Raw genomic sequence first — 18,372 nt, 5'->3', positions numbered from 1 at the left:
TCATGGTAGGGCGGGTTGTTGATCTGATTATCCGACCTCTAAGCCTGCCGGCCGGTCCTGGCGGTCTGGAGAACCTTTTTTGGGGTCTGCGGCGGACGCCCTATGCCATGCTGCTGCTCTCCGGGGGCTCTCTGGATTGTTCCCGCTATTCTATTATGGGATGGGATCCTTACCTGGTCATGCAGGCCAAAGGAAGGCAGGTAACGGTGCAGGCGGCGGCCGGGGTGCAGAGCCGGGAGGCCGATCCGTTTACCGTGTTGGCGGAGGTCCTGGCCAGTTTAGAGCTGCCGGGCGAGCCGCCGATACCGCCCTTTAGCGCCGGGGGGGTGGGGTTCTTGGCCTATGAACTGAAGAATCATCTGGAACGGCTGCCCCAGGATGCAGTGGATGATTTAGGCCTGCCGGATATGATCTGGGCCTTCCCCCGGCGATTGGTAGTGCAGGACCGTTGGGCAGGACGTTGTTGGCAGATACAGGTGGTGCACGAACCTCCCGGTGGCCGGGCAGGAGGTGGCCGGGATCAGCCGGAGTTGGCGGACCTCCTGGCGCAGTCGGATCACGGACTGGCTTCATATGCGGTGGGGCGCTTAAGGAGCACGTTCGATCGGGAGCGTTATCTCCAGGCGGTCGCCCGGACGCGGGAGTATATCCGGCAGGGGCATATCTACCAGGTGAATCTCTCGCAGCGTTTTTCTTTTCCCTTTCAGGGTGATTTTTACACCTTGCTCCTGCAACTCTTCCACCGCAATCCGGCACCGTTTTATGCCTACCTCAACTGCGGCGGCTTTCAGATTCTCTCCACCTCCATGGAGCGTTTTCTTCACCGGCAGGGGGAATATTTAGAGACCCGGCCCATTAAAGGGACCAGACCTCGAGGGGCAACACCGTCGGAGGATGCCATCTTCCGGCGCGAGCTGGAGGCCAGTCTAAAGGAAGATGCCGAATTATCTATGATTGTGGACCTGCTGCGCAATGATCTGGGCCGGGTCTGCTGCGGGGGAACTATCGGGGTGAAGGAACACAAACGTCTGGAGGCTTATGAGAACGTCTATCACCTGGTATCAATCGTCACCGGGGGGTTGCGTCCGGACTGCAGCCACGTGGACATTCTCCGGGCCACCTTCCCGGGCGGTTCTATCACCGGCTGTCCCAAGATTCGGGCCATGGAGATCATTGATGAGCTGGAGCCGGTAGTGCGGCACGTGTATTGCGGGTCTATCGGCTACCTGGGACTGCACCGCAATCTTGATCTCAGCATCGCCATCCGAACGGCCATCCGCTACCAGGATCAGGTGCATTTTGCCGTCGGCGGCGGTATTGTCTACGACTCTGAGGAGGAGGCGGAATATGAGGAGACTTTGCACAAGGGGATGACTCTGTTTAAGATTATCGGTCAGGGGGGAATGGACAAGGATTCGGTGAAGGCGGCCGCAGCAACCTCAAGATTAAAGAGGGGCTAAGTTTTACCGTAAAACTCTTCGATAATAACCAGCCAATCAGCCAAACTCAGGCGGCTGGCAAAATGATCTTCGCCGTCATGGGGTGGGCTGCATTCGTCGGCCATGGTGTTGGCTGTCAGAAGGCAGACCGGCCAGCCAGGGGCGCCGGGGGATTTGCCGTGTGCCGGCAGCAGGCGGTAGACCACGAAGGCCTCTTCATCGCAAGCGATGAGGTAATTTTCTCCTTCGTGGTTAACGATAAGCCTCTGTTTATATATACCCCATTGTTGGAAGAGCTCTTGTAGGCGATGCAACAGGCGGGTGGGGGGCAGGGTATGCAGATTTTCAATGATGGCCTTCATGATCCCTTGGTCTTCTCTGCCGCAGGGGCGCTACAAAAAAGAGTTGCTAGCCGGAGGTATGGTGCCCCATTTCGGGTAATATTACTATTAAATGACTACCCCCCCGGTTGGTTGCAGGACAGACCGAACGCGCCGTTAAATTTCCCCGAATTGGGTGCGGTAGCGCTCCCAGAACTCTTCCGGGGTAAAATAGTGCTCCTGGGTACCGTGGCATTCCACCGCATAGGTAGCGCAGACAGCCCCGATCTGGGCGGCGGTTTGCAGGCCAAACCCCATAACCAGACCCTTGATCAATCCGGCCCGATAGCCGTCCCCGGCACCGGTAGGGTCAAGCGCCTGAGATGCCGGTACCGCCGGTATCCGCACCTCTTCTTTACCGGACAGAATGACTGATCCTTGTTCTCCGAGGGTGGTGATGAGAGCGCCGGTGCGTTGTAACAACTCGGTTTTACTCAGACCGGTCTTGTTGATAATCATCTCCAACTCATAGTCATTGATGATTGTCAGGTTGGAGCCGGTCAGCATTTCCACGAGGCGGTCTTCCTGCCAGGCCGGGATGGATTGACCCGGATCAAAGATATAAGGGATCTGTTTCTCGCGGTAAATCTGGCTATATCCGAGCATGTCTTCGAGATTTCCTGGGGCGATGATGGCGATTGCTTTACCAGGATCGATGCCGTCGAATTGGAACAGGGAGCGGTATTTCATGGCGCCGGGGTTAAAACCGGTGATTTGATTGTCGGACTGGTCGGTGGTGATATAGGCGCTGGCGGTAAATTCCTCAGGAATAATTCTGATGCCGATGAGCGGCAGGTTGTGCTTCTTTAGCCATTCTTCATAGCTGCCAAAATCTTTGCCGGCAGAGGCCAGTACGAGAGGTCGTTCCTCCAACAACGCCAGACTATAAGCGATATTCCCAGCCGTGCCGCCGAATTTTTCTGTTAAACCGTTTACCATAAAACAAACGTTCAAGATGTGAATCTTGTCAGGCAATATATGGTCGGCGAATTTGCCGGGAAAATCCATGATCCGATCATATGCCAATGACCCGGAAATAAAGATTTCCATACCGGGGCTCCTTCTGAAACCACAAAAAGACGATGTTTCCGGGAATTGTATCGCAAGCCACCTACCGGAGCAACCGATTTTTTGTTTAAAGAATTATCTGCGAAATACTTCGAGTTCGAACGTTGACCTTTTGTCAAAGGTTCTGGTTTTTTAGTTGAATTTTTATTCCAGACAGGTGAATATATGGATGTGTAATTTTCCTCGGCAGCAGTTTCACGTCCATTTAACCTGCTAATAATACTTTATAATCTATAAGGTAAGACAATGACCCGGTTTACTCCCGCGTCTTCTCAAGGCAAAAAACCTGCTCTTCCGGAGGGGCGGGTGCCTCCGGCCAATCTAGAGGCAGAGCAGTCGGTTCTGGGCGGCATCCTGTTGAAACCGGGAGCATTGGATCTGATTGTCGACAGCTTATCGCCCAATGATTTTTATCACGAGACCCACCAAAAAATTTTTGAGATTATGCTGAACCTTTATCAGCGCCGAGAACCGGTTGACCTGGTATCCGTTACGGCCCTGCTGCACGATCGACAGCTCCTGGATGCAGTTGGGGGACCCGGATTTCTGGCTTCTCTCAGCGACAATGTCGGAACCGCGGTCAATATCGAATACTACAGCAAAATTGTCCTGGAAAAATCCATCTTGCGCCAGCTCATTGACTGCAGTAATGGCATTGCCGTCGAGTGCTATGAGCAGATCGACGACGTTGATACTTTTTTAGATGAGGCCGAAAACCGCATCTTTGCCATTGCTGAGGCTCGAATGCGGCAAGGTTTTTTTGACCTTAATAAACTGGTGGATAACGAAATCTCCCTATTGGAGAAGTTGTACGATCGGAAGGAAATCACCTCGGGCGTGGCCACCCATTTCCAGGATCTGGACCGTTTCACCGCCGGGCTGCAAAAATCCGATTTGATTATTTTGGCCGCCCGCCCGAGCATGGGGAAGACCGCCCTGGCCCTTAATATCGCCTATAATGTGGCCCACACGTCCCACACGCCGGTGGCTATTTTTTCTCTGGAAATGTCTAAAGAGCAGTTAGTCCGCCGCCTGCTGAGCGCTATCGGCCGCATAGACGCCTCTCTACTCCGACAGGCCGCCTTTCTCACCCGAGATCAATGGACTCATCTGCAGGAGGCTGCGGGCAAACTTATGGATTGTCCCATTTATATCGATGACACCCCGGCTGTGACCGTTCTCGAGGTCCGGGCCAAATGCCGGCGCTTGATGCGCGAGAAAGAGCTGGGCCTTGTCTTGATCGACTATCTGCAGCTCATGCGCGGCCGGAGAGACAGCAGCAGCCGGGAACAGGAGATTTCGGAAATATCCCGCTCTCTCAAGTCATTGGCTAAAGACCTGAACATTCCCATCGTCGCCCTCTCGCAATTGAACCGGCGGGTAGAAGAACGACCGAATAAACGGCCGCAACTGGCGGATTTGCGCGAGTCGGGCGCTATCGAACAGGACGCCGACGTGATACTCTTTATTTATCGGGATGAGGTCTATCGGAAAGATTCTCCCGACAAGGGGATTGCAGAGATTATCATCGGCAAGCAACGCAACGGCCCTACCGGCGTTTTTAAACTACACTTCGCTAATCAATTCACTCGGTTCGATGACTTTTCGGAAGAAGTCCCGCCGGAGTTCTAATCCTGTAGTAGCCTAGACCTCCAGTTATATGGCAAATTATTCCGGTACAGGCTGCAAACCTGTACTGCCAGTAAACGTTTTTCATGGTTTGTGAGCCATTTATACTTATTGACAATTAGTTGGCTACCGACCGGCCCCGAAAAATTGAGGGGAGAGTCTGGGACTCTCCCCTTAAGAGACATCAATAACGTGTAGAGGTTATAAGGTTTAGCGCTGTTACTGCCCTTTCCGCCTGATGCCGATCAGGCGCAACAACCCGGAACCGAAGAGGAACAGGCTGGCAGGAATCGGAACCGCCGCCGCATTTACCTCAACTTTCACATTGTCCAATCCCCAAGACTCGTCCGTAATTCCCTGTAGTCCGGCGGCCCAGAAACTCACCGCCAGATCGCCGCTGTGTGCGAAGGTAAAACTTAGTTGATAAACAGAATCTCCATAAAATCCGTAACCGAGAGCATTATGTTCTTTCTCACCGGTTCTCGCAGGATGGTCAGCGGGATAGGGATCGGGATACGACTGCGGTCCATTTGCTATGCCGAACGTTGTCTTGAATTCTGAACCACCTTGAGGCTGAAAAGACCAAAAGTCCGTCCCATAAGAAGCGTTTTGGCCGTCCCAGGATTGAATAATATACAGATCAAAAGAGACCGTGGCCTGGGTATGATTGGGCAGGCCGGTGAGGGTGAGGATGGTGGTTTCGTTGCCAAAGCCATAAGTGGCATGGGTTCCCAAAAAGTGACGGCCGCTGGGGGTGGTGGCCTTCCCGCCGGCTGACCACTCCGCCCACGGCGCTGTCCCCTCAAAATCGTTAAAATAAACCTCAACAGCGTTCGCCGGCGGGGACGTAAAACCCAACCAGATGACGAGTAAAGCAAGGAGCATCACATATCTGTTGTTCAATCTTTTCACCAATCTATGGCCTCCTTTCTTAAGAATATCCCTATATGATTAAAGAGCAAATATTGTGCCATTTTTCTAGGTATGTATCTATTTGAATATATGCATTATTTTTATATATCCTCTGATGGTAAATTACAGAATGTTCACTAAATGAAACAATAACGTTGAGAGAAGCTTTTATGTCATTAATATAATTAAGTATATTATGTTTTAAATAATTAACGTGCCATACCGGAAATTGACCATGAGCTGGTCAATCCCAGACCTACCAGGATGAAAATCACTCAGTCCTGCAGGAGAAAGCTCATTGTCAGAAACGCCATCTTCTTATACAATCTACGCCCAGGCCTAGATGTCATTATTTCCAGATCAGGGAGAGAGCAATGAACGATATTAAGAAGATGTACCGAACTGTAATGGACGACCATTTTCCAGAAAAGATTACCATTGAGTTCGGCGACCAGAAGCTGAAATACCGCAAGCGGACCTGGAAGCTGTCGGATGACAAGACCGGGGAGGTCATCGAAAAGGGTCTGCGCTACGGCGAAAATCCGGGGCAGGAGGCGGCCCTCTACGAATTGGTGAAAGGTCATCTGGAGTTGGGGGGATGCCGTTTTTTGGAGCCCGGCTACGGTATGGTGAGCGCCATCGACGAAGCGGCTATGCTCCAGGCCGGCAAACACCCCGGCAAGACCAACCTCACGGATATCGACAACTCCCTGAATATTATCAAGTTTCTGCTGAAAAAACCATGCGTCGTCATTGTCAAACACAACAATCCCTGTGGCGTCGCCTACGGCGATACCCTGGCCCAGGCCTACGACCGGGCCAACATGGCCGACCGCATCGCCGCCTTCGGGGGCTGCGCCGTCTTCAACCGGGCTATGGACAGGACCACGGCGGAGCTGGTGGTGCAAAACTATCTCGAGGTGATTGCGGCGCCCGATTATGAGGCCGGGGTGGTGGACATCCTGAAAGTGAAAAAAGACCTGCGCATCATCCAGATTCCCCACTTCGACCGCCTGGCCGATTTATGCCAACGCCGGTTTGTCGAGTTCAAGAGCCTCAACGACGGCGGTCTGGTAGTGCAGCAGTCGCCGCTCAATGCCATTTTAAAGGTCAGTGACTTCAAACCGGCGGTGGCCACCCATCAGGGAGTGGAGTACCGTACCCGACCGGCTAACGCAGCAGAACTAGAGGATTTGCTCTTCGGCTGGCAGGTGGAGCAGGGTGTGACGTCCAACTCCGTTCTCTATGTCAAGGATGGCTGCACCGTGGGTATCGGCACCGGTGAACAGGACCGGGTGGGCGTGGCCGAAATTGCCATCTACAAGGCCTATATCAAGTACGCCGATGCCCTCTGTTTCAAAAAGTTGGGCAAGGCCTATAAGGACCTGGAATTAGAGATCGAACAGGGCAAGGCCGCCAAGGCCTTAAAGGATGAGATCGACGCCGAGACCAAGACGGCCAAAGGCGGCCTCATCGGCGCCGCGATGATCTCCGACGCCTTCTTCCCCTTCCGGGACGGGGTCGACGTCGCCCTCCGGCAGGGCATTCAGGCCATTGCCCACGCCGGCGGCTCCCTGCGGGACTTCGAGTCCATTCAGGCCTGCAATGAGGCGCAGCCCCCGGCGGCCATGGTGTTCACCGGCCAGCGGGCCTTTAAGCATTAGGGTCAGTGGTCAGTGGTTAGTGGTTAGTGGTCGGGGATTGGAGGGTATAACAGAGTAGCAAAGCATCTGCAGCCTTATTATTTTTTTCCGGAAACCGGAAACGATCTTAAAGGTTGATCGGCTGGCAGGTGGGGCAGAAGAAGGTGCTGCGCCCGGCCATGACCAGGCGGGTAATGGGGGTCTGGCAGACTGGGCAAGGGCTGCCAGCCCGGCCATAGACCTTGAGCTGCACGCCAAACAGGCCTGATTGCCCGTCGCAGTCCACATAGTTGACGATGGTGGTGCCGCCGGCCTTGATGGCCCGGCGCAGGATACGTCGGATGGCGCGCAACAAAGTTTCCCAAGTCTTGAGGTCGATCCGGCCCACCGGGGTCTGAGGGTGCACCCTGGCCTCAAAGAGTGTCTCAGAGGCGTAGATATTGCCGATGCCGGCGATGAAGCGGCCGTCAAGCAGGAAATTTTTCACCGGCCTGGTTAGTCGCACCGTCTTTTGGCGCAGCCACTCGGGGGTTAAGCCCCGGGAAAAGGGCTCCCATCCTACCTGCTCCAGAGCTGGCGGCCTTTTGCCGGGAGGATAGAGGAGTATCTGGCCGAAGCGGCGCATGTCCTGGTACAGCAGTTTATGACCGGTCTGGCAGTGTAAGGTGAGGTGGACGTGGGGCGGCAGCGGGCAGGAGTTCGTTTGCAGGAGCAGGCGTCCGGTCATGGCTAGATGTACCAGCAGCGTCTGCCCCTGATCCAGGTGCAGCAGGAGATATTTGCCCCGCCGGGTCAACCGGCTGAACGTGTGCCCCACCAATGAGGCCAGTTCGCTATCGAGGGCCTGTCGCCGCAGTCGCTGCCTACCCAAATCAACGGCAATGATCTTATCGCCTACCAGTTTCTTTGCCAACCCGCGGCGTATAACCTCCACTTCCGGAAGTTCAGGCACAGATTAATCTCCTGAACCTTTATTTTTTTGAGTCCTCATCCCTGGTGCCCCCCTGCTTTTTCGCCGCCCCTGGCGCGGCGCCTCCTTCAGGTCTCCAGCCAATCCTGGATACGGGGCATTTCTTCCTGCTCCCAGGCCGGGGAGAGCCGTACCTGGAGGAATTCTTGAAACAGACCGTCCATAATGTGGGAGACTTCCTCTACCTGGTACATCTGATCGAAAAAGAAGGCCTCCTGGTCCTCATCATCACCCTGGACAGAGGTATTCTGGCTCTTTAAGCCTTTGATCTCCAAGGTAGTGGCCTTGAGGGTAAGCTGCCATTCATCCCGGCCGCGAGTTAGCTTCAGGTGCATCTCCTCCGGCAGTTTACCCTGCCTGAGACCGAGTCGGGCTTCCTGATGTTCGGAGCGGCTGCCCTGAAGTACGAGGGTTTCCCGATATTCCCCATCGCTGGTCTCCAACATCATCTTGTCGCCCACGGCCAGGCTTACCGGCTCTGTCTCGGGTAGTCGCATTAAACCGTCAGTTTCTGCTTCACTTCTGAACCAAAGCCAGGTGAGAAATTCCCGACCCAAAAAGCGGTAGGCGAACAGCAGTTCCACTAAATCGCGCATTACTTGTCCTTTTTTCCTCTTTCCTAATCCCTCGTGAATACCACCGGTTCCACCATTTCCAGCCGGTTGAGTGCGGCCTCGGATTTGAGGAGGTCCTGGGCCAGGGTATAGGGAAAGAGGAGATAGATATCCAACTCAAAGGTTTCGCGGAACAGGGATTCAAAGGTCTCGCGCACTTTGGGGCTGGTGGCAAAGAGCCATAAACGCTGCCGGTCCGGATGCCAGACAACATCGAATATGGTCGGTTGCGGCATCTGCCGGCGGAGCAGATCCTGCATAACCGATTTTTTCAGTTCGAGCTTCTGTTGACGGCTGAGTCGGCGGAACTTCTGCTGCTCACGCACGGTGAGTTCAGCTATTAGAAAATGCTTGCGAAACAGGGCGGCCGGCACTTTCCGGGCGTCGAGGCGCAGCGAGAAGGCCAGGTATTCCCCTTTATGGGCCTGGCCACCGGTAAATTCGGGCTGCAACAGATTGTCAAATTCCACCCAACCCCAGGATTTTTCATCGTTGGTGTCATCGATCTCCCGAAAGGCGAAGTGTTGTAGTCGCTCGTCCGCCCACGATAAAAAGTCCTCCGGCAATTCCCCGCGCACAAAATAGCGGGTGCAGCTCAGGGACTTGGAAAATAATCCCATAACTCTCTCCTCAGCGTAGCTGGTAATTTCTAACTGATCTCACTCAGCGGTGCAAGCCCTTTTCACGAGTGCAACAGGGAGACGCTAGGTATCAGGAAGTCTTTCTACAATTTGATTTTTTATTTTGGTTGCGGTCCTGGGGCCGCGCTGTGCTATCAGCAAATGATTGACGTGGCTGGCGGATACTTTTTGGAGAATAACATTTACTTATGGATTGGTGCCGCCGTTAGGGTCATGGCGGCCTCCCGGCCCAGGTTGAAGGCCTGCAGGTTGGTCGTGAGATGCTTGCTGGGGGTGTGAGTTTGGACCACCTTGACCAGAATTTCAGGTTCGAACGGGAGCCGGCCGGTGCTCAGCAGGGCGCCCAAAAGCACCATGTTCACCGCCAGGGCGCTGCCAGCCTGGAGGGCCAGGTCATTGGCGTTCAGGCCGATAAGGCGGCCTACCGAATCTTGCAGGATATTCAGCATCTCTGCTACGGGCGGGTAGGTTGTTTGGCCAGTGGCTACGGTATAAGGCACATTGACGCCGATATTGGTTACTACCAGGGTATTGGCATGGCAGCGATTGAGGGACCGGAAGGTCTCCAGGACTTCAAAACCGATCAGGATGTCAGCTTCACCCAGTGAAATGATAGGGCTGGAAAGGGCGCCCAGGACGAGGGTGGATTCCACAACGCCGCCGCGTTGGGCCATCCCATGAGTTTCGGATACCTGCGCCATAAAGCCGGCGGCCATGGCGGCTTCGCCCAGAAGGCGGGTGGCCAGCAGCGTACCCTGGCCCCCGACGCCGGTGCAAAAGATGCGAAGTTTTATGTCATTAGGCATGATGCTCTCTATCCGGTGTTTCTTGTGGCTGAAAATTTGCTGTGGTATAAATCAACTTATTCCTTACTTTTTGCTCTGATCGCTCTCTTTTCGCATAGTTGCAGACAGAAGCCGCAGGAGGCGCATAGGGTTTCATCGATGATTAATGGCCCATTGCCGTCGAGTGGCGGATGCAAAGCCGGACAGCCGAAATAATCCAGGCAGTGGCGACAGTCCCGGCATTCCGGCCCTACGATAAAGGTTTTGGCCCGCTTCTTACCGGACAGTCGCTGCATATAGAGGACGCAGGGAGAACGGGCGATGATCACCCGCACTCCGGTTTGATCAAGGGCGTTTTTCACCGCTGCGAGCGTCAGCCGATATTGCATGGGGTTGACCACCTGGACTTGTTCCACGCCCAGGGCCTGTACGACGTTTTTGATATCGAGACTGAGGCCGCCATATCCGGGAGGGGCGGGTTTAACGCCCGGATGCGGCTGGTGTCCGGTCATGGCTGTGGTGCCGTTGTCCAGAATGATGAGCAGAAAATCGTGGCGGTTATGGACGGCATTGACCAGACCGGGGATGCCGGAGTGAAAGAAAGTGGAGTCGCCGATAAAGGCGATGACCTTTTGCCCGGTGGCTCGGGAGATGCCAGCAGCCGTATTAATGCTGGACCCCATGCAGAGGAGATAGTCGGCCACACTCAGGGGGGGCAGGAGTCCGAGGGTGTAGCAGCCGATGTCGGTCGGGAAGATGCCTTCCACTCCCAAGTCCCGCAGGGCAATTTTAACGGCATAATAAGTGGCCCGGTGGGCACAGCCAGGGCAGAGGTTGGGGGGGCGCTCCGGCAGTGGACGGCCCAGCAATTTGGCCGGTTCCAGAGGTTGCGGGGGAGAATAAGGCACGCCAAAGTAATCGGCGATGACCTGCCGCACCAGACGGGGATGGTACTCGTAGAGGCGGCTGAAAAGACCCGGTCCTTTTCCCATGATCGGAATCTGTCTATCCAGGCTAGCGGCTAGGGCCCGGAGGCCCTCCTCCAGGTATGGTTCCAACTCTTCGACGACCAATATCTTTTTTACCCGGGCGAAAAATTTTCCTATCAGGTCAGCGGGCAGGGGATGGGTGAAGCCGAGTTTCAAAAGGGTAACCTGGTCCTTCAGGCCTAGATCGCTGATGGCGTCCCGGACATAGCTGACGCTGACGCCGTTGGCCACAATACCCCAGGGGCCGTCTCCTATGAGCTCATTAAAGGGGCAGGTTTCGGCCTCATCAGAGGCTTTGGCCTGCTGCTGCAACAGGATGGCATGCGCCTGACGCGCCACGGCTGGGACCATGACGTAGCGAAAGGGGTTTTTGACAAAGTGGCCCTGGGATTGTCGAGGAGTCAGTTCACTCAGGGAAACGACGCCGCGGCTGTGATTGATGCGAGTGGTAGTGCGCAAGATGACCGGCAAGGCCAAACGTTCGGAGAGTGCAAAGGCGTACCGGGTCAGATCTTTGGCTTCCTGGGCACTGGCCGGTTCTACCATGGGCAGCCCCGAAAGTTTGGCGTAATAGCGGTTGTCCTGTTCATTCTGGCTGGAGAACAAAGAGGGATCGTCGGCCGAAACCAGTACCAGACCTCCCTTGACGCCGGAATAAGCCAGGGTCATGAGGGTATCGGCGGCCACGTTGACGCCGACATGCTTCATGGAGCACATGACCCGCAATCCCGAGGCCGCGGCGCCCGCCGCCACCTCCAGGGCCACCTTTTCATTGGTGGAGTATTCGAAGTACAAATCGGTTTCCCGGGAAATCTGGTAGAAGCGGTCGCCGATCTCAGACGCCGGGGTGCCGGGGTAGGTGGTAGCCAGGGCAACTCCGGCCTCCAGGGCGCCGCGCACGATGGCTTCATTGCCCAACAACAGTTTTGAGACGCCCGGTTCGCCGCTCAGCAATGGGTGCATAAAGGACCTCAACAGAAGACAATGCCGACATTTATGCCGGTTGCGATCTTTTTCAGATGACAGATTGCTCAATTAAAATTTTCAATTACCATATTAAAAGTGGGGTTACAATAAAAAACATAAGCTATTATGAAACCGGAAGGACAATCGGGGCGCTCAGCCTTTTTCTCGCCCTACGCAATTGCTCACTGCCCACTGTATTATCTTAGCGATATAGGATGATTATTGAATAACAGGCAGACAAGAGCGCATCCCTGCCGGAGTTTTTTTCTGGCGTCAGGAAAGTTTATGCTGAACGTCTTGATCGTCTTTTTGGCCGTCATGGCATTTTTGACGTTGCTCACTATGCATGAAGGCCTGGTGGAGAGGATGTTTATCTTTTTCCCCACCTCACGTTTGGATTATCTCCCTTCCCAGTATGGGTTAAACTGTCAGGAGATCTTTTTTACCACTCCAACCGGATTAAGACTTCACGCTTGGTATGCGGAGGCTGCTCCTAAAGCGCCGGTGATCTTGTACTGTCATGGCAATGGCGGCAATATCAGCCATCGGTTGGGGATTATGGCGGCGTTTCGAAAAGTTGGATTGGGAGTGTTTTTATTCGATTATCGGGGTTACGGCCTCAGTCAGGGAGTTCCCAGCGAGAACGGCGTCTATGAAGATGCCTGGGCGGCGTACCGTTACCTGGTAACCGAGATTGGGTTATCACCTCAGCAGATCGCTATTGCCGGTCATTCGTTGGGAGGTGTGATAGCCGTTGATTTGGCCAGCAGGGAGCCCTGCCGGGCGTTGATTCTGGAATCCACCTTTACCAATGTAGGAGATATGGGGCGCTATTACTTTGCCTGGCTGCCGACGCGCAGGCTTTGGAGGGATAAGTTCAACGCAGTTCGGCGAATACAGCCCCTTAAGGTTCCGAAACTCCTGGTGCACGGTGAATGTGATCGTATTGTTCCCTGCTATCTGGGGAAGAAATTATTCGATCTGGCTCCGGAGCCGAAAATATTCTATCAATTGGCTGGCGCCGGACACAATAATCTTGACGTTGTCGGGGGCGATGCGTATTTCCTTTTTCTTAAACGGTTTATCGAAACGGCGCCAGAAAAAAGGGTTGCAAAATAAACGGGAGATGTTTATAAATCACTTTCGTTAGCCTAAGCATCGGCTCCGATTATATAGAGGGGGAAGATCAGGTGAAAGAAGTGCGAGAGCTCCGTTTTAGCCAGGACCACCTCTGGGCCCGTTTGGAGGAAGATGGCCGGGTAGTTATCGGCATTTCAGACTATCTCCAAGAGAAGTTAGGGGAGATCTATTCCTTGCAGCTGCCGGAGGAAGGCGATGAAGTGGTGAAGGACGAGACTTTTGGTATTCTCGAAGCTCAAAACGGGCGGGAAGAGCTCTTAGCCCCAGTATCCGGTGAAATTATCGAGGTAAATTATGAGCTGAATGATGTTCCGGAATTGGCCAATGAAGAACCCTACGACGATGGCTGGCTGCTCCGCCTTGAGATGACGGCGCCGTCAGATTTTAATGAGTTGCTTACCGAAGACGAATATGAGGAGTACTTAAAGGAAGAAGAGGAATACGATTTCGACGAAGACTATGAAGAGGACTATCCACCTGAAGATCGAGAGGAAGAATAGATCGGCAGAGTTGCTCAATTCCTTGGCCGTGCTTTTAACACGCACCGGAACCCTAGATATCCAGCCTCAACTTTGAAGTTGCTATTAGGCGCCTCACACACCCGCCTTGCAATCGATTGATTTAGCGAATAGGCAACAGACAACCATGCTCTCCCGTTTATGGGATGGGTTGACGTCCATCCGTCTGGCATTATTAAGTCTCCTGCTCCTGGCAGTAGTAGCTATCATCGGGACGTTGCTGCCACAGGGCCAGTCATGGGAATTTTACCAAGAGAGGTTTGGCGACCTGCTGGGAGAACTATTCTGGCGACTGGGTCTCTTCGATGTCTATCGCAGTCCTTTGTTTCTAATGATCATTGGCTTATTCATAGTTAATCTGACAGCCTGTTCTCTCAAGCGCCTGCCCGAGGCGCTGAGGGTTTTTCAGCGGCGTCCCGAACTCGAAGTTTATAAAATTCTGCCACCACGGCTGCAATTCACCTTGCCTGTCCACGATAAAGCCACATCTGAGCGGATGGATAAAGCTCTCCGGAGTATTTTGGGTTGCGCCCTGGAGGTGCAGGATCAAAGGACTGCCTGGCGTCTGTATCAGCGGGGGCGTTGGGGGCGTCTGGGCCCTTACCTGATTCATCTGAGCATCATGGTGATTGTAGGGGGAGGTGTTATCGGCGGTATCTGGGGGTACCAGGGGCGGATGGATCTCCTGGAAGGGCAGAGTGCAAATACACTGGCGTTGAGTGATTCCGACAGGTCGCGGCCCCTGGATTTCACCGTACGGTTGGATCGTTTCCAGGTCGACTTTTATCCGAATGGTTCACCACGGGAGTTTCGCTCCGATCTCACTTTCCGGAAGTCCGGACAGGAGAATCACTCAGCCGTATGTCGGGTCAACCATCCCGTTGCTTTTGATGGATTATCTTTCTATCAGTCTTCTTATGAGGCTCTTCCCAGGGCGGCCGTGAAATTAGGGGTGCAGGTTGCGGGGAGGCATCTCGTTTTAGAGGCTCCTTTGCGACGGCGGTTGCCGCTGCCGGATGGCCGGGGCATGGTTATGGTCCTGCGGCTGGAACCTGATCTAGGTGGCATGGGGCCGGCGCTGCAACTGGCCTACCGGTCCGATGCTGCCGGGCATCCTCGCATCGTCTGGGTATTGGCGGATCGTTCGCAGAAGCAATTGCCTCAGCCGGGGCCTCATATCTTCTCGGTTGAGGAAGTGGAGATCACCTACAGGTCTGGTTTGCTGGTGAAATATGACCCTGGCGTCTGGCTGGTATATTTGGGTTTTCTGCTTATCCTGCCAGGGTGCTGGCTGGCCCTGTTCACTCCGAGGCAGCGTTGGGCAGTAGCGTTAGCACCGCAGAAATCGGGGGAATTAACAATAACGATCCACGGCGTTGGAGATCGACATAAGTACGCTTTTCAGCGACGTCTGGCCCGGCTGGAGGCCAAATTAAAGGAATGGCAATGAGTTCCAAGCTGTTGGGATGGGTCGTGCTGTTGTATTTCACCGGCGGTCTGACGTATCTGGTGGCTGCCGTCTTCCAACAGGCTCCGCTCAATAGGTTCGCTCGCGGGGTCACGTATTTAGGCTGGGCGCTGCACACAGTAAGTTTCCTCTGGCGGTGGGTGGAATCATACTATTTAGACATCGGCCATGCACCTTTGGCCAATTTTTATGAATCGCTGCTGTTTTTTTCCTGGGCGGTGATCTGTGTCTCGCACGGGTTTTTCGGACGGCAGATGCGTGATTATGTGGGGGGCATTACGGCGACATTGGCGTGTTTAATACTGGCCTACGCCTCTTTTGGGGGGCATTCCAACCAGATCATGCCCCTAATGCCGGCCCTCAAGAGCAACTGGCTGATTATTCATGTGGTAACCTGCTTTTTAGCCTATGCCGCTTTTGCCTTAGGTTTCGGGGTGGCGATCCTCTTTTTTTTCCAGAGAAGGGCATCCAAGGGGTCGGTTCACACAAAGGGGTACGGGATCAACCTGCCAGAACTGGATGAACTGATTTATCGGGCTATCATCATCGGTTTTTTCATGCTCACACTGGGCATCCTCACCGGCGCAGTCTGGGCCGAATCCGCCTGGGGCCGCTACTGGAGCTGGGACCCGAAAGAGACCTGGTCGCTCATTACCTGGTTCATCTATGCCGGATTTCTGCATGCCCGTCTGGTGCGGGGTTGGCAGGGCCGACGGGTCGCAGTCTTGGCAGTAGTGGGCTTTCTGGCGGTGTTATTTACCTACTTTGGCGTTAGCTTCCTCCTGCCGGGGCTGCATGCCTACCTGACCTGAAATGAGTGAGGGCCGTGCCTAACCGGCCAGATAGCTCACGGCGGGATCAAGACTTTGGTATAGGTCGACTAAATTTTCCTTTTAAGGAACCGCCGCCTCTTCCCAGCCTATTTCTTTCATCTGGCCTATTTCTTTCATTTCGGCGGCCAGCTCCATCCAGGGAATATCGACTCTGCTCTGCAAACGCAGCCTGTAGGTTAGAATATGTTGCATGTAATCGAGGTGACAGTTGCTGAAATTGATGGTAATACCCCTTCTGTTCAAAATGGATTTAATCTGATCTGACAGATCCTGTCCCTGGCTGAACCTTATGGTCAGAAGAGTATGTTCATCTGTGGGCAGGTGCCGCTTGATGCGGCGGAATCCGTAGAGCACTATCAGACTGAGGCACGTGCTGGCCACTGCTGGCGCATAGTACTTGGCGCCAATAGCCATGCCGATGGCGGTGACCAGCCACATGCTTGCCGCAGTAGTGAGACCTTTTACGTTTCCCTTACCCGTGATGATGGCACCGGCGCCCAGGAAACCCATGCTGGCAATGGCATAAGAAGCTATCCGGGCCGGGTCTAAGCGAACCACGGATTCATTCACATTCAAGTATTGATAGATTTCCACCATATGCAGTGATAACATCATGAGTAGACAGCCTCCGGTGCACACCAAGACATTGGTGCGCAGGCCGGCGGCCTGGCCATGAGTTTCCCGTTCGAGACCGATGATGCCACCGATGATGGCGGCAAGGAATAATTTGCCCACCTCGTTGCTGAGTTCTAGAATGTTCCACATATCGTTTCCTTTTGTATCCTGTCAGCACGCCGCCGACGTTAAAGAAATGCAGGATAAATCCCGGCATACTGAACGCTTTTGGGTTGGAGTATATTTTTCTCCAGTATGCTGCTATACTCTCAGTTGAGGATTTCAGGTCTCATGCCAGCCTCCGTTTGGTTTGGCCAGGAGATAATCGAGTCTCGAGTTTGGAGTTGGGAAAATATTTCTTTTTGGTTTGATCTCGAAATCAGAGACTTAAAACTCAAAACAATAATTAATTTTGATAACAACTTAAATTATTAGCATATCGTTAGAGAAAAAGCTAATCTGAGACTATTGCCAAACATTATGTAAATATTTCTTAGCTAAGATAAAAAAGGCCCGCCCAAAGGAAGTAATTTTCCAGAGATGATATGACCGAGAAGGGTAGACCCAACGAGGTATTATCGACATGATCAAGACATTGAAAATTAAAAACTATTTGAGTCTCAGGAACATTTGTCTCGAATTGGGTCTCAACAATGCGTTTGTCGGTCCTAATAATGCCGGAAAAAGCAATATTATCGAAGTATTCAGGTTTATTAATAAGATTGCCTCCTCCGGTCTCTCTGCGGCAGTGAATGACCGAGGTGGGTTCGCCGAAATTCTCTGGAAGGGTCTGGATGACGGAGAAATGAGCTTTTTTATCGAATGTCAGGTCCCAGTCGGTGAGGAGGCGACACCCAGGACGTATCAATATGAATTGGTTTTAACCGGAAGCGCCAAAACCGGGCCAGGAGCTTTTTCCGTTGAAAAGGAGAGCCTGAAGCGATGTGAGCCTGAATCCAACTTTGGCAGTTATACCTTGGCTTCATTTATGGGAGGTCGTGGACAAGGTTTTCACCCGGATGGGACTATCGCTTTTGAACAGAAAGAGATGACCTCGAAATCTTTCTTAGAATATTCTGTCCCTGGCTGGGAAGGCATGTATCTTAAAAACTATGTCACCTTTTGGCGATTTTATCGTTTGATTCCCTTTGCCATGCGGCAGGCCAACGCCATCAGCGAGCAGTTTTTCCTGAATGAGTACGGTGACAACCTCTCCGCCTGGCTGCTGACCTTACAGACGGGCTACCGGGAAGAATACAGACGTTTAGAGCAGGCGGTCTTCGATAATTTTCCGGAAATAACAGGAGTCTTAACTCCCCCTAACCAGGTTGGGACAACCTTCATCCAACTGCAAGAGAAATATCTCAAGCGGCCTGTAAACCTTTGGAAAATTTCCGAAGAGATCAGGATCAGGAATGCATTAAGACAGTTGTAGAAAAGCTGCAAAATAAGTTGGCAGGCCATAGATATCCCTTCAAGATTAAATTTTGTGTCATTAAAGTGACCATTGAAACCTGGCTGCTTGCTGATGAACGGGCTATTGGTAATGTTGTTGGACAACATGTTCCTCCAGTCATGGGCAGTCTTGAGGATATTGAAAACCCTAAGGACTGTTTAATGCAAATCCTTACGACAGCTAAGGTTGGTTATACCGATGAAAAAGCGGGGCAAATAGCGGCGGCAGCGGATCTGGAAAAAATCGCCTACCGTTGTCCGGGGTTTAATCGCTTTCGGGAGGATATTCAGGATTGTTGATCGGTTT

The 18,372-nt window shown here is 53.2% G+C and carries 18 protein-coding genes; 9 read left to right on the top strand and 9 right to left on the bottom strand.

The window, feature by feature from the left end:
• Positions 1-2 precede the first annotated feature (2 nt).
• Positions 3-1,460 (top strand): anthranilate synthase component I family protein, encoded by a 1,458-nt coding sequence (locus DESAC_RS12810; RefSeq protein WP_013707499.1) that lies wholly within the window; start codon positions 3-5, stop codon positions 1,458-1,460.
• On the opposite strand, the gene DESAC_RS12805 is transcribed toward DESAC_RS12810, so the two are convergent.
• Positions 1,457-1,801, bottom strand: a complete 345-nt coding sequence (locus DESAC_RS12805) for a hypothetical protein (RefSeq protein WP_013707498.1) — start codon at positions 1,799-1,801, stop codon at positions 1,457-1,459. The two genes, DESAC_RS12810 and DESAC_RS12805, sit on opposite strands and share 4 nt — an antisense overlap.
• A gap of 135 nt (positions 1,802-1,936) precedes the next feature.
• Complete coding sequence (locus DESAC_RS12800; protein ID WP_013707497.1) at positions 1,937-2,869, bottom strand: carbohydrate kinase family protein; 933 nt, start codon at positions 2,867-2,869, stop codon at positions 1,937-1,939.
• A 264-nt stretch (positions 2,870-3,133) separates the two neighbouring features.
• Between DESAC_RS12800 and dnaB the strand changes: the two genes are divergently transcribed.
• Complete coding sequence (gene dnaB, locus DESAC_RS12795) at positions 3,134-4,519, top strand: replicative DNA helicase (protein ID WP_013707496.1); 1,386 nt, start codon at positions 3,134-3,136, stop codon at positions 4,517-4,519.
• Between the two features lie 216 nt (positions 4,520-4,735).
• Here the strand turns inward: dnaB and DESAC_RS12790 are convergent, their stop codons facing one another.
• Complete coding sequence (locus DESAC_RS12790; protein ID WP_013707495.1) at positions 4,736-5,428, bottom strand: hypothetical protein; 693 nt, start codon at positions 5,426-5,428, stop codon at positions 4,736-4,738.
• Between the two features lie 374 nt (positions 5,429-5,802).
• Here DESAC_RS12790 and DESAC_RS12785 point away from each other — a divergent pair, with 374 nt between their 5' ends.
• On the top strand, positions 5,803-7,092 hold the full coding sequence (locus DESAC_RS12785) for a phosphoribosylaminoimidazolecarboxamide formyltransferase (RefSeq protein WP_013707494.1): 1,290 nt from the start codon (positions 5,803-5,805) through the stop codon (positions 7,090-7,092).
• A gap of 106 nt (positions 7,093-7,198) precedes the next feature.
• Here DESAC_RS12785 and mutM read toward each other — a convergent pair whose 3' ends face one another.
• The 5 genes from mutM to iorA form a co-directional block, all read right to left on the bottom strand.
• Positions 7,199-8,023, bottom strand: a complete 825-nt coding sequence (mutM, locus tag DESAC_RS12780) for a bifunctional DNA-formamidopyrimidine glycosylase/DNA-(apurinic or apyrimidinic site) lyase (RefSeq protein ID WP_013707493.1) — start codon at positions 8,021-8,023, stop codon at positions 7,199-7,201.
• Positions 8,024-8,109: 86 nt separating this feature from the next.
• Positions 8,110-8,637 carry a hypothetical protein gene (locus DESAC_RS12775; RefSeq protein ID WP_013707492.1) on the bottom strand — a complete coding sequence of 176 codons (528 nt, stop codon included), beginning with the start codon at positions 8,635-8,637 and terminating at the stop codon, positions 8,110-8,112.
• Positions 8,638-8,660: 23 nt separating this feature from the next.
• On the bottom strand, positions 8,661-9,275 hold the full coding sequence (gene rdgC, locus DESAC_RS12770) for a recombination-associated protein RdgC (protein ID WP_013707491.1): 615 nt from the start codon (positions 9,273-9,275) through the stop codon (positions 8,661-8,663).
• A 203-nt stretch (positions 9,276-9,478) separates the two neighbouring features.
• Positions 9,479-10,102 (bottom strand): indolepyruvate oxidoreductase subunit beta, encoded by a 624-nt coding sequence (locus tag DESAC_RS12765; RefSeq protein WP_013707490.1) that lies wholly within the window; start codon positions 10,100-10,102, stop codon positions 9,479-9,481.
• A 56-nt stretch (positions 10,103-10,158) separates the two neighbouring features.
• Entirely contained in the window at positions 10,159-12,033 is a 1,875-nt protein-coding gene (iorA, locus tag DESAC_RS12760; protein ID WP_013707489.1) for an indolepyruvate ferredoxin oxidoreductase subunit alpha, read from the bottom strand.
• Between the two features lie 288 nt (positions 12,034-12,321).
• On the opposite strand from iorA, the gene DESAC_RS12755 reads away from it, so the two are divergent.
• From DESAC_RS12755 to ccsB, 4 genes are all read left to right on the top strand, one after another.
• The gene (locus DESAC_RS12755; protein ID WP_013707488.1) at positions 12,322-13,155 is read left to right on the top strand and encodes an alpha/beta hydrolase; all 834 of its coding nucleotides are present in this window, start codon (positions 12,322-12,324) and stop codon (positions 13,153-13,155) included.
• A 71-nt stretch (positions 13,156-13,226) separates the two neighbouring features.
• Entirely contained in the window at positions 13,227-13,676 is a 450-nt protein-coding gene (locus DESAC_RS12750) for a glycine cleavage system protein H (protein ID WP_013707487.1), read from the top strand.
• Positions 13,677-13,821: 145 nt separating this feature from the next.
• Complete coding sequence (gene resB, locus DESAC_RS12745) at positions 13,822-15,144, top strand: cytochrome c biogenesis protein ResB (protein ID WP_013707486.1); 1,323 nt, start codon at positions 13,822-13,824, stop codon at positions 15,142-15,144.
• Positions 15,141-15,974, top strand: coding sequence for a c-type cytochrome biogenesis protein CcsB (gene ccsB, locus DESAC_RS12740; protein WP_013707485.1), 834 nt, complete (start codon positions 15,141-15,143; stop codon positions 15,972-15,974). The genes resB and ccsB overlap by 4 nt, the downstream gene beginning before the upstream one ends.
• An 81-nt stretch (positions 15,975-16,055) precedes the next feature.
• Here ccsB and DESAC_RS12735 read toward each other — a convergent pair whose 3' ends face one another.
• Positions 16,056-16,760, bottom strand: a complete 705-nt coding sequence (locus tag DESAC_RS12735) for an MgtC/SapB family protein (protein ID WP_013707484.1) — start codon at positions 16,758-16,760, stop codon at positions 16,056-16,058.
• 433 nt (positions 16,761-17,193) lie between these two features.
• Here DESAC_RS12735 and DESAC_RS12730 point away from each other — a divergent pair, with 433 nt between their 5' ends.
• Both DESAC_RS12730 and DESAC_RS12725 read left to right on the top strand, forming a co-directional pair.
• Positions 17,194-18,045 (top strand): AAA family ATPase, encoded by an 852-nt coding sequence (locus tag DESAC_RS12730; RefSeq protein WP_013707483.1) that lies wholly within the window; start codon positions 17,194-17,196, stop codon positions 18,043-18,045.
• On the top strand, positions 17,994-18,365 hold the full coding sequence (locus DESAC_RS12725; RefSeq protein ID WP_013707482.1) for a hypothetical protein: 372 nt from the start codon (positions 17,994-17,996) through the stop codon (positions 18,363-18,365). Before DESAC_RS12730 ends, DESAC_RS12725 begins: the two co-directional genes overlap by 52 nt.
• The last annotated feature ends 7 nt before the right edge of the window (positions 18,366-18,372 follow it).

It is taken from the genome of Desulfobacca acetoxidans DSM 11109 (genome assembly GCF_000195295.1).
In the GTDB taxonomy this organism is placed as follows: Bacteria; Desulfobacterota; Desulfobaccia; order Desulfobaccales; family Desulfobaccaceae; genus Desulfobacca; species Desulfobacca acetoxidans.
This window is presented reverse-complemented; position numbering and strand designations above follow the sequence as displayed.